General features: G+C 71.5%; 12 protein-coding genes and 2 pseudogenes. 6 read left to right on the top strand and 8 right to left on the bottom strand.

Annotated features, from left to right (window positions below; all coding sequences use genetic code 11):
- From PV721_RS33825 to PV721_RS33810, 4 genes are all read right to left on the bottom strand, one after another.
- A partial coding sequence (locus PV721_RS33825; RefSeq protein WP_319731129.1) for an NAD(P)/FAD-dependent oxidoreductase occupies positions 1 to 1,456 on the bottom strand: 1,456 nt, incomplete at its 3' end.
- Positions 1,453 to 3,588, bottom strand: a complete 2,136-nt coding sequence (locus PV721_RS33820) for a serine/threonine-protein kinase (RefSeq protein WP_319731127.1) — start codon at positions 3,586 to 3,588, stop codon at positions 1,453 to 1,455. The genes PV721_RS33825 and PV721_RS33820, both read right to left, overlap by 4 nt.
- A gap of 26 nt (positions 3,589 to 3,614) precedes the next feature.
- A complete protein-coding gene (locus PV721_RS33815) occupies positions 3,615 to 4,610 on the bottom strand; it encodes an oxygenase MpaB family protein (RefSeq protein ID WP_416371241.1) in 996 nt (331 codons plus the stop codon).
- Between the two features lie 295 nt (positions 4,611 to 4,905).
- On the bottom strand, positions 4,906 to 6,177 hold the full coding sequence (locus PV721_RS33810) for a hypothetical protein (RefSeq protein ID WP_319731126.1): 1,272 nt from the start codon (positions 6,175 to 6,177) through the stop codon (positions 4,906 to 4,908).
- 478 nt (positions 6,178 to 6,655) lie between these two features.
- Between PV721_RS33810 and nadE the strand changes: the two genes are divergently transcribed.
- On the top strand, positions 6,656 to 7,486 hold the full coding sequence (nadE, locus tag PV721_RS33805) for an ammonia-dependent NAD(+) synthetase (protein WP_319731124.1): 831 nt from the start codon (positions 6,656 to 6,658) through the stop codon (positions 7,484 to 7,486).
- A gap of 45 nt (positions 7,487 to 7,531) precedes the next feature.
- On the opposite strand, the gene PV721_RS33800 is transcribed toward nadE, so the two are convergent.
- Positions 7,532 to 7,750, bottom strand: coding sequence for a hypothetical protein (locus PV721_RS33800; RefSeq protein WP_319731121.1), 219 nt, complete (start codon positions 7,748 to 7,750; stop codon positions 7,532 to 7,534).
- Between the two features lie 332 nt (positions 7,751 to 8,082).
- On the opposite strand from PV721_RS33800, the gene PV721_RS33795 reads away from it, so the two are divergent.
- Together PV721_RS33795 and PV721_RS33790 are read left to right on the top strand one after the other, a co-directional pair.
- Positions 8,083 to 8,589 carry a DinB family protein gene (locus tag PV721_RS33795; RefSeq protein ID WP_319731120.1) on the top strand — a complete coding sequence of 169 codons (507 nt, stop codon included), beginning with the start codon at positions 8,083 to 8,085 and terminating at the stop codon, positions 8,587 to 8,589.
- A 187-nt stretch (positions 8,590 to 8,776) separates the two neighbouring features.
- The gene (locus tag PV721_RS33790) at positions 8,777 to 9,418 is read left to right on the top strand and encodes a hypothetical protein (RefSeq protein ID WP_319731118.1); all 642 of its coding nucleotides are present in this window, start codon (positions 8,777 to 8,779) and stop codon (positions 9,416 to 9,418) included.
- Between the two features lie 124 nt (positions 9,419 to 9,542).
- Here the strand turns inward: PV721_RS33790 and PV721_RS33785 are convergent, their stop codons facing one another.
- Positions 9,543 to 10,022, bottom strand: coding sequence for a hypothetical protein (locus PV721_RS33785; protein ID WP_319731116.1), 480 nt, complete (start codon positions 10,020 to 10,022; stop codon positions 9,543 to 9,545).
- Between the two features lie 262 nt (positions 10,023 to 10,284).
- Between PV721_RS33785 and PV721_RS33780 the strand changes: the two genes are divergently transcribed.
- Positions 10,285 to 10,560: a hypothetical protein gene (locus tag PV721_RS33780; RefSeq protein WP_319731114.1), complete on the top strand. Its 276-nt coding sequence runs from the start codon at positions 10,285 to 10,287 to the stop codon at positions 10,558 to 10,560.
- Positions 10,561 to 11,164: 604 nt separating this feature from the next.
- Here the strand turns inward: PV721_RS33780 and PV721_RS33775 are convergent.
- Entirely contained in the window at positions 11,165 to 11,560 is a 396-nt protein-coding gene (locus tag PV721_RS33775) for a YciI family protein (RefSeq protein ID WP_319731112.1), read from the bottom strand.
- A gap of 420 nt (positions 11,561 to 11,980) precedes the next feature.
- Here PV721_RS33775 and PV721_RS44120 point away from each other — a divergent pair.
- Both PV721_RS44120 and PV721_RS44115 read left to right on the top strand, forming a co-directional pair.
- Positions 11,981 to 12,250, top strand: a pseudogene (locus PV721_RS44120) (transposase); the annotation flags it as partial.
- An 11-nt stretch (positions 12,251 to 12,261) separates the two neighbouring features.
- Positions 12,262 to 12,402 (top strand): annotated as a pseudogene (locus tag PV721_RS44115) (transposase); the annotation flags it as partial.
- Positions 12,403 to 12,564: 162 nt separating this feature from the next.
- Here the strand turns inward: PV721_RS44115 and PV721_RS33765 are convergent.
- A complete protein-coding gene (locus tag PV721_RS33765) occupies positions 12,565 to 12,969 on the bottom strand; it encodes a hypothetical protein (protein ID WP_319731111.1) in 405 nt (134 codons plus the stop codon).
- Between the last annotated feature and the right edge of the window lie 310 nt (positions 12,970 to 13,279).

Here is a 13,279-nt window from a genome sequence, read left to right as displayed (position 1 = left end):
TTTTGAAGGTGCGGCGGGTTAAGTTGTTTTTAAGGGTCAGGGACAGGTCGCGGTGGAAGATGTGCCCGCCGGGCAGCCCCAGTTCGCGTTCCAGGTCCAGCGGGGTCTTCGCCTCGATGCACGGGCGGCCGTCCGCGTCGAAGGCGAGGCAGTCGGTGAGCGGCTCGGCCAGGTGCGTGTCGAGCTGCGCGAGGGTGGCGGTCAGGAGTACCTCGCGGGCCTGGTGGTTGTCGTGTCCGAACAGCCGGGCCGGGGTGTGCAGGCCGAAGAGGGTGAGCGTCTGGTAGCCCTGCTCCACCAGCTCCGGTCCGAGGATCGTCGGATCGGTCAGCGAGTGGCAGTAGATCTCCGAGGGCGGTACGGACGGCAGTTCCCCGGCGGCGGCCTCCGCATGGGCCCGGGCGAGTTCGGCGTACCCCTCGGCGATGTGGAAGGTGCCGCCGAAGGCCTCGCGCGGGTCCACGGCGGTGTCCCTCAGCCGGGGCAGCCGGCGCAGCAGCATGTTGACCTTGAGCTGGGCGCCCTCGGGCGCCTGCTTCGGCGGCGCCTCGCCGAGGAGTTCGGCGAGGGCCCGCGGCGAGGCGTTCACCAGCACCGTGCGGCCCACGACCTGGCCCTCGCCCGTGGCGGTACGGAACACCACCTCGGCCGGAGCGGTCCCGTCCGTGTCGATCCGCAGCACCTCGTGGCTGGTGGCGATCTCCGCCCCGGCGGCCCGCGCGGCGGCCGCGAGGGCGTCCGTCAGGGCGCCCATGCCGCCGACCGGCACGTCCCAGTCCCCGGTCCCGCCGCCGATGACGTGGTAGAGGAAGCAGCGGTTCTGCGCCAGGGAGGGGTCGTGCGCGTCCGCGAAGGTGCCGATCAGCCCGTCCGTGAGGACCACCCCGCGGACCAGGTCGTCCGTGAAGTGCCGTTCCACCGCCTCCCCGAGCGGCTCCTCGAACAGCATCCGCCACGCGGCCTCGTCGTCGATCCGGGCCCGCAGTTCGGCCCGGGTGGGCAACGGCTCGGTCAGGGTGGGGAACACCTTCCGGGCGACCTGCCCGGTGGTCCCGTAGAAGGCGCGCCAGCTCTCGTACTCGCGGTCCGAGCCGGTCAGCCGGGCGAAGGAGGCCCGGGTGCGCTCCTCGCCACCGCCGACGAGCAGGCCGCCGGGCCGGCCGTCGCGTTCGACGGGCGTGTACGAGGAGATCGTGCGCCGGCGCACCGCGAACCTCAGGTCCAGGTCGCGCACGATCTTCGCGGGGAGCAGGGAGACGAGGTACGAGTACCGCGAGAGGCGGGCGTCGACGCCCGCGAAGGGGCGGCTGGAGATCGCGGCACCGCCCGTGTTCCCGAGCCGTTCCAGGACGAGGACCGATCTGCCCGCCCGCGCCAGGTACGCGGCGGCCACGAGGCCGTTGTGCCCGCCGCCCACGATCACGTCGTCGTACACGTCCCGCCCGAAGGTCGTCATGGCTCTTGGTAACACACCTGGCCGAGCCGCTCCAGACAGTGGGCTTCGTCGGCGTGGGCCAGCGCCGTGTCGGGGTGCTCGTCGCCCAGGGACCGTTCGCGGATGCCGGAGAGTTCCCGGTAGATGGGCAGGGCCTCCTCCCAGCGGCCCAGCCGGCCGAGCCCGACGGCGAGTTCCCGGCGGCTGACCAGGGTGTCCGGATGCTCGACGCCGAGCACCTCGGCCCGTACGGCGCCCACCTGCCGGGCCTCGGCCACCGCCTCCTCCCAGCGTTCCAGACGGCCCAGGTTGACCCCGAGGACGTGCCGGGCGCGCAGGGTCTCGGGGTCGGCGGCCCCGTAGGCGCGGGTGCGGTCGCGGACCAGGGCCCGGAACAGGTCGAGGGCCTGGGCGCTGTTCCCGGTGCGGCCGAGCGCGATGCCGACCTCGTAGCGGGCGGCCAGGGTGTCGGGGTGGTCGCGGCCGAGCACGCGTTCGCGTACGGCGGCGACCTCGCGGAAGCCGGCCAGGGCCTCCTGCCAGCGCTCCAGGCGGCCGAGCGCGTACGCCGCCTCGTACCGGGTCAGCAGGGTGTCGGCGTGCTCGGGGCCCAGGACGGCGGCCCGGTCGGCGGCGACCGCGGCGGCGGTGGCGTGGGCTTCCTCGAACCGGCCCAGCGCGCCCTGGGCGCAGGCCAGGTTGTGGCGGCAGCGCAGGGTGTCGGGGTGGAGCGGGCCCATGGTCCGCTCGCGGGCGACGAGCACCGCGCGGTAGGTGTCGTGGGCTTCCTGGTGGCGTCCCAGGCGGCCCAGTTCGTACGCCGTCTCCTGGCGCGCGGCGAGGGTGTCGGCGTGGTCCGGGCCGAGCTCCCGCGCGCGCCCGCCGGCCACGGCCGCGTACACGGCGAGCGCCTCCTCCGGCCGGCCCGCGCGGCTGAGGGCGTAGGCGCGCGCGTGGCCCGCGGCGAGCGCGTCGGGGCCCGTCTCCCGCGGACCGGCGCCGCGCGGGAAGCCGTACGCCGCGGTGAGCCGCGGGTCCTCGGCGGGCTCGGGGCGGACGATGTGCGCGGCGGGGCCCACGACGGGGTGCCCGCCGCTCGGCCGGACGACGGGCTGTTCGCCGCTCGCGCGGGCGACGGGCTGTTCGCCGCTGGGGCGGGCGGCCGTCCAGGAGCCGGTGAGCACGGCCCATTCACCGCTCGCGGGGCGGGCGTCGATCCCGGCCTTGCGCCCGGCGGTCATCCCGCGGGCCCACGCCGGGAGCGGGGCCTGGGCTCCGGGCAGCCCGCCCCGTCCCAGGCGTGCCTCGACGAGCCGGTGGTGCACGTGGCGGGCGTCACCGGGGCGGTCCTCAGGACGCTTGGCGAGCAGGTCCAGGACCACCTGCTCGAAATAGCCGGGCAGTTCGGGGCGGTGCTCGCGCGGCGGCACGGGCGGGGTGTCGCGATGGCCGACCAGCACCGACCAGGAGTCGCCGAGGTCGAAGGGCGGGGCTCCGGTGGCGATCTCGTACAGGACGCAGCCGAGGGAGTAGAGGTCGCTGCGGTGGTCGACCTCGCCGCCGGCGATCTGCTCGGGCGACATGTAGTGCGGCGTGCCCATGGCCATGCCGCCGCCGGTGAGTTTGGCGGTGAAGCCGATGTCGTGGGCGAGGCGGGCGATGCCGAAGTCGCAGATCTTCACGGTGCCGTCGGTGAGCCGCATGATGTTGGCGGGTTTCAGGTCGCGGTGCACGACGCCCTGGTCGTGGGTGTAGCCGAGGGCGGCGGCCATCTGCTCGGCGATGTCGACGACCACGTCCACGGGGAGCGGGCGGGTCTCGTTGTCCTCCAGGAGCTGGCTGAGGTTGCGGCCTTCGAGGAGCTCCATGACCAGGTAGAGGGGACCGCCCGCGGCGCTGTCGTCGCCGAAGTCGTGGACGACCGTGACGCCGCGGTGCTGGAGGGAGGCGGCCACGCGCGCCTCGCGCCGGAACCGCTCGCGCAGCACCTGGGTGAAGTGGGCGTCCTGCTCGGCGCCGATCGGCTTGAGGCACTTCACGGCGACCTGCCGGCCCAGCGATTCGTCGCGGGCGCGCCACACCTCGCCCATGCCGCCGCGCCCGATCAGATCGAGCGACCGGTACCGGCCCTGGATCAGTCTGGACTCCGCCATGTCTTAAAGCCGCCCCCGTTGTCGTGCTACGCCCTCCCCGGCCGGTCCAGTATGGCCGCTGATGTACGCAGTGTGTACGGCGAGGGGCGGCTCCCGGGGCCCATGCGACGCATCGCTTTCAAGATGTGACCTGGAGGCAGCTTCCAGCGCAGACCTGCGGGAATGCTGCGCAACACGCGTCCGGTGAGGCGCAGGCGCCGGGTGATGCTGCGCGGCGCCGGCGCGGGTCGCCCGTAGAGCTGGTGGGCCCAGCCGGGGAGGGAACCGTACGCGAGGCCGGCGAGCGGGCGCCACAGCAGGTTTCGGCCAGGCACGAGGAGGGCAGGGACGGGCGGGCCGCGCAGGAAGTCGTCCACGGAGTGCGCGTCGGGACCGGCGGCGAGCTCCGGGCGGATCCGCTCGAAGTAGGCGGCGAGCCCGGCCGTGTCGGCGGGGACCCCGGCCGGGTCGAGGCCGACGAGGCGGGCGTTGACGCGGTTCTCGTCGACGTAACGGTCGGCCTGGGCGGCGGTGAGCCGGACGCCGGAGCGGCGCAGGACGTGCAGGAAGCTGTCTATCTGCGCGCAGTGGATCCACAGCAGGAGCTCGGGATCGTCGACGGGGAAGCGTTCGCCGGTGTCCGGATCGGTGGCGGAGAGTTTGCGGTGGATCGCGCGGACCCGGCCGCCGGCGCGTTCGGCGGCCTCGCTGGTGCCGTAGGTGAGGGTGCCGACGAAGTCGGCGGTGCGCAGCAGCCGTCCCCAGGCGTCCCGGCGGAAGTCGGAATTCTCCATGACTCCGCGGACGGCGCGCGGGTGGAGCGCCTGGAGGTAGAGCGCCCGGACGCCGGCGATCCACATCATCGGGTCGCCGTGGCACTGCCAGGTGACGGACGCCGGGCCGTACAGCCCCGGATCGGCGCCGGATCCGGATACCCGCCCCGTTCCTTGCTCTGCTCGTGGCCCTGGCGCGGGTCCCGGCCCTGGCCCGGGTCCCGCCGCGGGCCCTGGTTCCGGTTCTGGTGCGGTCGCGGTGTTCCCCATCCCGTACCTCCCCGTCGCAGGCCCCGGCGGTCCCAGCCTACCGATCCGGGGCGGCCGTCAGCGATGCGTACACACCGGGCCGACTGCCGTCAGGGGTCCCTTCAGGAGGTGGCGCGCAGGGGGCCGGGCGGGGACCGGGCGGGGCCCGGGCCCGGCTGTTGGTCCGGCGCGAGACGCCGGACGATCTCCGCTGCCGGGATCGGCGGACAGCCGGCCCCGGAGGGCTGATGGGCGCCGATCGGGAGTCGGTCGGCGCCACCGGGTGCGTATGGTCCGGGGCCCGGGGCGGCGGGGCTCAGCGGCCGAAGACCCGGGTGGTGGCCGTGTCGGTGTTGTTCCTCCTGTTCCGGTCCGGGGTACGGGAGGTGACGGCGGCCTTGGCGGTGATCGTGGGCCGCTGGCCGGCCCGTACCGTGGCGTGGAAGACGCGCTGCTGACCGGCGCCCAAGGCCTCGACGTGCCAGGTCAGCGGAGTGGGACTGCGGCGGTCTGCGCCGGGGGGCGCGGCCTTGGCCGGCACCCCGCGCGGCAGGGTCAGGGTGACGGCCAGGTCCTCGGCGGCGAAGGGTCCCTCGTTGGTCACCGTGACGGCATAGGTGTACTCGGCGCCGCCGCGCACGGTGGCCGAAGCGGTCAGGCGGACGGCCAGGTCGGCCCGGGGCGGACCGGCGTCGAGCTCCAGCCGTCCGACGCGGTCGCCGCCGATCTGGGTGAACCACATGTTGGCGTCCGGCCCCGCGGTGATGCGGACGGGGAGACTGCCCGGGTTGGGCAGCGGGTAGCGGGCGAGGTCCCCGTCGGGAGTGATCCGTCCGATCCCGTCGGTCAGCTGCTCGGTGAACCACAGGTTCCCGTCAGGTCCGGCGGCGATCCCGTCCGGGCCGCTGTCAGCGGTCGGCAGGGAGTACTCGGTGATCTGGCCGTGAGGAGTGATCTTCCCGATCCGGTTGCCGAAGAGCTCCGTGAACCACAGATTCCCGTCGGGTCCGGCGGTGATGACGTCCGGGCCGCTGTCGGCGTTGGGCAGGGGGTATTCGGTGATCTGGCCCTTGGGGGTGATCTTCCCGATCCGGTTGCCGGAGATCTCGGTGAACCAGAGGTTCCCGTCGGGCCCCGTGGTGAGGGCGAACGGTGTGCCGCTGCCCGCGGGCAGGTCGTACTCGGTGATGTCGCCCGCCGTGGTGATGTTCCCGATCCGGCGGCTGATGTCGGTGAACCACAGCTTGCCGTCGGGCCCGGCAGCGATCCCGAAGGGGCTGTTGTCGTCGCCGGGCAGCTGGTATTCGGTCAGGTCCCCGGTGGGAGTGATCCGGGCGATCTTCCTGATGCCCACCTCCGTGAACCAGAGGTTGCCGTCCGATCCCGTGGTGATGTCGCCGGGAAAGCTGCCGGCCGTGGGGAGGGAGTACTCGGTGATGTCGCCGACGTCGGCGCGGACGGGGGCGGCCGAGGCCACGGGCAGGCTGATCAGACTGAGGAGCAGGACGGCGGCCAGCTGGAACGCCCAGCTCGGGCGGCGGCGTCGGGGTGTCCGGGGCGGGGAGCCGCACAGGGTGCGTGGGGACATCGGGAGGCAGACCTTTCGGCCGGAGGTCGGGGCAGGCCCGCCAGGGGGGCGAGACCTCGCCGGCGGGTCTGGGCACTGTCGGGCGGCGCTCGAGGTCGCGACAGCGGTGCGCTGCTGGATGCCCGGGAGCATGCGCACTGCGCAGCGTAGGACCCCGGGTGACGGCTGTCAGGCAGCGGTGGGCCAACAGGCTGACGGCCGGACGCGTAGGCCGTGGGCCGGTCCGCCGCGCCTGGGCGGCGCAGGGGGACCGCGCCGGTCTGGCCGGATGCCTCGGCCTACCGGCCCGATGCCTTGGCCCAACCAGGGCGGATGCCCGGCTCGACCTGGGCGGATGCCTTGGCGCGACCTGGGCGGATGCCTTGAGCGGGCGGTCGCAGCCGTCCTCTAGAGTGCTTCCGTCCCCCATCCACGCGCCCGTGGCCCCGGCCCTGCGGCGCGCCCCGAACCCGCCCACGGGACCGACCGAGGAGCAACCGTGACCGACCTGGCGTCCATACCCCTGCAGCAGGAGATCGCCCGGGATCTCCAGGTGAGCGCGTCCTTCGACGCCCAGCAGGAGATCGAACGCCGGGTGGCCTTCCTCGCCGGCCAGCTGACCTCCACGGGCCTGCGCTCCCTGGTGCTCGGCATCAGCGGCGGCGTGGACTCCACCACCGCCGGCCGGCTGTGCCAGCTCGCGGTCGAGCGGGTCCGTGCCACGGGGCAGGACGCGACGTTCTACGCGATGCGGCTGCCGTACGGCACCCAGGCCGACGAGGCGGACGCGCAGCTGGCGCTGGAGTTCATCCGGCCCGACCGGATCCTGACCGTCGACATCAAGTCCGCGAGCGACGCGGCGCTGGAGGCGGTGCTGGCAGGCGGCACGCTCTTCCGCGACGCGCACCACCAGGACTTCGTGCACGGCAACATCAAGGCCCGGCAGCGCATGATCGCCCAGTACGCGGTCGCGGGCGCGCACGAGGGCCTGGTGGTCGGCACCGACCACGCCGCCGAGGCGGTCTCCGGCTTCTTCACCAAGTTCGGCGACGGCGCGGCCGACGTGGTGCCGCTCACCGGCCTCACCAAGCGGCGCGTACGGGCCATGTCCCAGGCTCTGGGCGCGCCCGCCGGCCTCACCCTGAAGACGCCGACGGCGGACCTCGAGACACTGAAGCCGGGCCGGCCCGACGAGGAGGCGCTCGGCGTCACCTACGACGACATCGACGACCTGTTGGAGGGCAAGCCCGTCGGCGAGGCCGCCTTCGCGGCCATCACCCACCGCTACCGCCTGACCGAGCACAAGCGACAGCTCCCGATCGCCCCCTGAGCCGGAGCCGGCCCCGGGGGTGGAGTCCCCCGGGGCCACCGGCGTTCAGCTGCCGGAGCCGGCACGGTCGCCGTCGCCGTCGCCCTCCAGGTTGCTATTGAACCAGTGGGCGGGGGTGACGCCGGGCTTGGGGTTGTGGCTGTTGCGGAGCAGTCGGCCGGTCAGCGCCGGGGGAAGGGCCCCCTCGACGGTCGGCTCGGTGGCGGTGATCTCATCGAGGGCCGGGGTGTAGTGGCCGGTCAGGTAGGGCTTGTCGGAGCTCATGGAGAAACCGCGCTTGGTGTGACGGTGGGCGTGGGTACGGGCGTTGTGGTGGCGGCGGGTGCGGACGCGGGTGCGGTCTCGTACGAGGACGGTTTGGCCCCCGACAACACGACGTCGACCAGCCGAGGCTGCCGGCTTCGCCTGTCACGTCCGAGACCTGCACCGGCCGCCCGGTACGGAACTGACGCGGCGCCAGGGGCGATCAGCGGGGCGGCCAAGGCCTGTCCGGCGGATCGGGCTGGTCGGCCCCGGCGGTGGAGCTGGGTGGAGCGGGTCGGGCCCGTCGATAAATGCCTCGACATCGATCGCGGTGATCGGGGACGCTTCGCGCGATGACCAGAATCGACGACACGCCGCCCGCGTGGGACGAGCGCACCCAGCTCACCACGTTTCTCGACTACACACGTGACACCGCCCGCGCCAAGTGCGAGGGCGTGTCCGCGGAGAACGCTCGCAAGGCGCTCCTGCCGGGCTCACCGCTGATGACGATGAGCGGAGTGATCAACCACCTCCGCTGGGTCGAGTACTACTGGTTCCAGGTGGTCTTCCTCGGCGAGGAAGACCGGGGCCCCTGGACCGAGGAGGACCCCGACCGCGAGATGCGCATGGCCGTCGACTTCCCGCTCACGCAGTTGCTCGACGAATACGCCGAACAGAGCGCCGGCTACCGCGAGCTGGTCGCCGGGAACGGCCTGGACGACCGGGCCAAGCGAGCCGTCCGCGACGGCCTCCACGTCGACCTGCGCTGGATCCTCCTCCACCTCACCGAGGAGACGGCCCGACACAACGGCCACCTGGACATCCTGCGCGAGATGCTCGACGGCACGACCGGAAGCTAGGTCCGGCGGAGGTCATGGCGGAGCCAGAGTCGGATCGAGGCGACAGTGCCGGTGCCCGTGCAAGATGTAGGCGCGCTTGTCGAACCTCGTGGCCACTGCCCGGGGGTTCTTCAGCGCGGCCCCGGCGGCGTGCTGACGGACCCGGCAAGGTCGAATCTTCACACACCGTCTTCGGAATGGAGCGATCGTGCACTTTCCGCGCACCCGCGTCATGGCCACCGTGGTTGCCCTCATGGCGGCCATGGCGCTGGCTGTAGCCGGCCCGCTCATGGGCAAGTTCGACAACCCGATCTGCCAGGCCGCCGGCCTCGTCTTCTCCAGTGGGTGGGCGTGGGCGGGCTTCGCCTTTCTGGTGGGGTTCTCGCGCCGGTCCAAGATCGAGTCGCCGGTGCTGGCCTCATCGGCACTGGCCGTGGCCGTGGTCGTGTACTACGTCTTCAAATTCGTCTTCCCGACTGCCCCTGTCGGTGCGGTCATCTCCTACGGGTCCGGAGAGGAGACTGCTTCCAAGATCCTTGTCTGGGGGATGGCGGCCTTCGTCTTCGGGGCCCCTGTGGGGCTGTTGGGAAACCTTGCGCGCACGCCCGGTATCGGTGGTCTCCCGTTCCGGCTGCTCATCCCGTTGACCGCCTTCTTCGAGACCTCGGTGCGGTTGGAGACGGAGGCTCCGTTGCAGGGCCCCGTTGTCGAGATCACCTGGACCGCCATCCGCATCGCAGCGGGGGTGGCCCTCGTGGCTCTGCCGGTGCACACGCTGGTGACGTGGCGTGCTCGGCGAATCAAGCCCGGCGCGGGCGTGGAAGTCGATGCGCTGACGAAGCGTCGCTGACGTGCTTCGACGGCCGGGGGTGCACCGCCCGGGCCAGCTGCGCCCTTCTCGGCATTTCGGCACACGCCTCAGCGACGCACGGACGCGCCATCGGGCCCGCGCTACCGAAGGCGCGGGCGACGCACTACGTCCCCGTGTCGGCCTGCTCGCGGCTGTTGCCGGAATCCAGAGCTGCAACGGTGAAGCACACGACGGCTCCCAGGCCCAGGAGGAAGGCCACCGGGTTGACGCGGCCGGGGACGGAGGTGGCGTAGTCGCCGACGTCGTCGGTCTCGCACACGAACCGCAGAGGCACGTACTCCACCCGGTAGCCGGCGATCCCTTCCGCCCGGTGCTCCCAGCCCGGTGTGCGGCAGGGCGGAATGGGGATCGAGTTGGTCCCACCGTCCTCCGCCGACATGACCGCGCCGGTGACGTGCAGCAGGCCCCAGGCGTACACCCCCACGGCAATCGTCGCCTGGGCGAAGCCGGCAGTCCGCAGCCAGGCATCACTGTCGGCACGCCGCGGCCCGCCGGCCCGAGCCAGCACACCGACGGCCCGACCCGCGAAGACGAACGGCAGGATCAGACCGGCCGGAACAAGAAGCAACAAGAAGTACGCCACCACCCGACTCCAGCAGCGCAGCGAGAGCCAGCGCTATGCCGGAACCCACAATTCCTGCATCAACTTCGTAACCTCGCAACAGGGTTCGGTGCCGACAGCCGGTCAGTTCTGGCTGGTCGGATCGCCTTCACGGCCAAGCCGCTGCTGGCCCTGTAGGTGAGAACGGGCCCTGTTCTCCTTTCCGTGAAGGTTCACGGAAAGTGATGGAAGTCAGTGGCGTGTGGTGGGATGGCCGGACTCTACCTGCTAGGAGACCGCTGTGATGCCCGTATATCCGTCTCTGAACCGCGCCTTGGTCGACGCCTTGGTTGGTGTCCTGTGGTTCATCGAGGGCAGCGAGGACGAGCAGATGGATCCGGACGACGCCGTGAAGGTGCTGGAGGGCGTCGCCGACCTGTTCAGCCAGTTGTCGGCGGATCAGCGGCAGGAACTGATCGACTTGGTCAGGGCGACGGCCGAAGCGGAGCCCGACCTGGCCCGCCGGGAGTTCCTGGAAGGGTTCCCGGGGGGATTCGGGCTCGTCGAGGACGCGTCCTGACTGGGCTTGCAGGAGTGGAGCAAGGCGCGCTCTCGGCGTCCAGACCGCGTTCGAAGTGCCGAGCGAAGAATTGGAGGCCGGCAGGTCGGCGGCCCTTGTGGCCTCGATCCATTCGGGAAACCGGTGGCCCTCCAACCGAGTGAGCTGGACCTTGTCGGGTTCCTGCAGAGCGTCGGAGTGGGTGAGGATCCATCGGGTGGCGGTGCGGTCCGTCGGCGGCGGCGGGCCGGTGGGCTGCGGCCTGTCCCGGAGCACGGAGCGGACGTACTCGCGGACGCTCGCGTAGCTGCGCGAGGAGCCCTGTTCCTTGGATTCCTCCCACCGCTCCCGCAGGGGGCAGGCCGATCCCACGGGCATCCTGGTCGCCGGCCAGCACGCCTCGAGCCGACGACCCGTACCCGGATCCCAGCACCCCCAGCGGTGACCGCGCCGTCGGGCCAGGCGGGCAAGCCTGAGCCGCAAGGGATTGTCCGGGTGCCCAGCCGAACGAGCGGTCCACCGCTTCGAGGCCGCTCTTCGATTCGCGCAAGTAGTCGAACAATCGGCTCGATTTCGCCCTCGCGTGAACCGCTCCGCTCCCGGCACCCGCATCGGCCGCGCCGGATCAGGCCTCCAGCGGGCTGTCGGAGATCGGGTGCACTTCGACCGGGTCGTTGCCGGGCTTCCCGCCCGGGCCGGGACACGCCGACGCCCGTGCGGCGATCTCCAGGGCCCGGTCCTCGCTCTCGACGTCGACCACCCAGTACCCGGCCAGGATGTTCTGTCCGGCCTGGGCCGGTCCATCGGTCATCTGCGGGCGTCCATCGCTTCCGGCCCTCACCGTCTTGACCTGAGAGGGGCCGCCGAGGCCCTGCCCGTCGACCCATTCACCAGCGGAATTGATGTCATCGTTGAGGGCGTTCATGTGGGCGAACATGGCCTCCTTGTCGTCCTTGGAGTACGACGACATGATGGCGTCCCACTGGGCCGCAGGCACGTTCATCTGGATCATGTATTTCATGTTCCTCGCCTTCCCGGACTGGCTGTGAATTCTTCAGGCCTACGAAAGGTAGACCGCCGGACAGCGCGAAACTCATCGGCGCACCCGGATCCGCTCCATGCTCTCGGACCCCGCCTCCGCCCGCCGCCCTCCCACCATCCGCAAGCCCGCGGGCTCGCCGGCTTGCCCTGCAGTGCGCACTGCTCGACCCGCCCGCGCTGTCACCACCGACCGCAAGATGAACCCGGGCGCCGGCGTGGCTGGTACCGGCCGCGCCGGAGGAGGGCATGGCGGGCCTCTCGGATCGTGTCCCCTGTCGTGGTGTAGGGGAATCAAGGCGGTGAACCTGGGTCGGTGCACCCAGCACGTGCTTCCGCTGCTCGGCTTCGTGCCCCCTGAACAGGCAACGGCCATCGTGCGACGCTCCGGGAAAACGGCAAGGTCCTCGGGGTGCCCACCCGCAGCGTCGATGACCTGGTCAAAGCCCTGGGTGCGGACACCGGCATCTCCAAGAGTGAGGTCTCGCGGATCTGTGCCGGGATGGATGCGGAACTGACGGCTTTCCGTACCCGGCCGCTGGATCACACCCGCTTTCCCTATCTGTTCTTGGACGCCACCTACGTCAAGGCCCGGGTGAACCATCAGATCGTCTCGCAGGCCGTGGTGATCGCTACCGGCGTCAGCGAGCGTGGAAACCGCGAGGTGGTCGGGGTGATGTGCTGGAACGGATCAACCGCGAGATAAAACGCCGCACCGACGTCGTCCAGGTCTTCCCCAACCCCGAGGCCGTCCTACGACTGGCCACCGCAGTGCCGGCCGAAATGCACGACGCATGGATCGTCTTCCCCCGCCGCTACCTCGCCGAAGAGAGCATGGCCACCGTCTGCGCCACCGCCGATACCGAGGCCCTGCCCGGCACTACCGACGGCTGATCCTCCATCACGGCAGGGGGGCACGATCGACGAAGACCGCTCATGGGCGACGCCGGACCGTGTGCAGCTCACCCGGGCCGCGCGGCAACCTGGTCAACTCGCAGGGCTGGTCAGGACACAGTTCGGATAGTCGTTGTCCGGATCGCCGACGGCGGCCCAGAGCTTCAGGACCTTACCTTGCCTCAAGGCGTCGTAGGAGTCGGGCTCCCGCTCACCCGTTTCGGGGTGAGCGGCGTCGACGGTCACACCGACGAAGGTGTGCTTCTTGTTGGCGTCTTGCACCCAGGTGCCTGTTCCGGACCCGGTCAAACCCTCGTCCCAGCGGTAGGCGATGCAGACTTTGTCGGCGATGAAAGTCCCGTCCGGCTTCAGCGTGAGGGTGCCGCCGTCGGCATCGGTCCACGTGGTAGCAAGTTCGGCCGGCTTCGGAACGACCGGTTCGCCTTCGGGCGGCGGCATGACGGTCAACCTGCCGCAGGCCGTCAGGGCGAGGGCCATGGCGAGCGAGATCAGCGCAGTACGACAGGAACGCAACACTATCCACCCCTAGCGGGTTCCGCAGGTCGCGTGCGCGACGGATGGGCTCAAGAACGCACGCACGCCGCAACCTGACACAAACTTTGAACGCGTTCAAGTCGTAGTCGTCGGTGGCCACTCGTTACGAGGCGGTACGGCGGACGCGAAGGCCTCTCCTCCCGGTTCGGGGCGCCCCCGGACGACCCCGCTTCGCGCCCGGCCCCCGGGGAACCGGACCCCCAACTGCCCACCGGGACCCGGCAGGTCACCCCAACCGTGTGATGGATAGCAT

The sequence above is a fragment of the Streptomyces sp. MB09-01 genome (assembly GCF_033794505.1).
GTDB lineage: Bacteria > Actinomycetota > Actinomycetes > Streptomycetales > Streptomycetaceae > Streptomyces.
Note: the sequence above shows the minus strand (reverse complement) of the source record. Positions and strands in the feature narration are given on the sequence as shown.

Coding starts and splice junctions, on each gene's coding strand:
- PV721_RS33775 (WP_319731112.1), bottom strand. CDS start 11,560: ATGAAATACATGATCCAGATGAACGTGCCTGCGGCCCAGTGGGACGCC.
- PV721_RS33820 (WP_319731127.1), bottom strand. CDS start 3,588: ATGGCGGAGTCCAGACTGATCCAGGGCCGGTACCGGTCGCTCGATCTG.
- PV721_RS33815 (WP_416371241.1), bottom strand. CDS start 4,610: ATGGGGAACACCGCGACCGCACCAGAACCGGAACCAGGGCCCGCGGCG.
- PV721_RS33780 (WP_319731114.1), top strand. CDS start 10,285: ATGCCCGTATATCCGTCTCTGAACCGCGCCTTGGTCGACGCCTTGGTT.
- PV721_RS33765 (WP_319731111.1), bottom strand. CDS start 12,969: ATGGCCCTCGCCCTGACGGCCTGCGGCAGGTTGACCGTCATGCCGCCG.
- PV721_RS33795 (WP_319731120.1), top strand. CDS start 8,083: ATGACCAGAATCGACGACACGCCGCCCGCGTGGGACGAGCGCACCCAG.
- PV721_RS33810 (WP_319731126.1), bottom strand. CDS start 6,177: ATGTCCCCACGCACCCTGTGCGGCTCCCCGCCCCGGACACCCCGACGC.
- PV721_RS33800 (WP_319731121.1), bottom strand. CDS start 7,750: ATGAGCTCCGACAAGCCCTACCTGACCGGCCACTACACCCCGGCCCTC.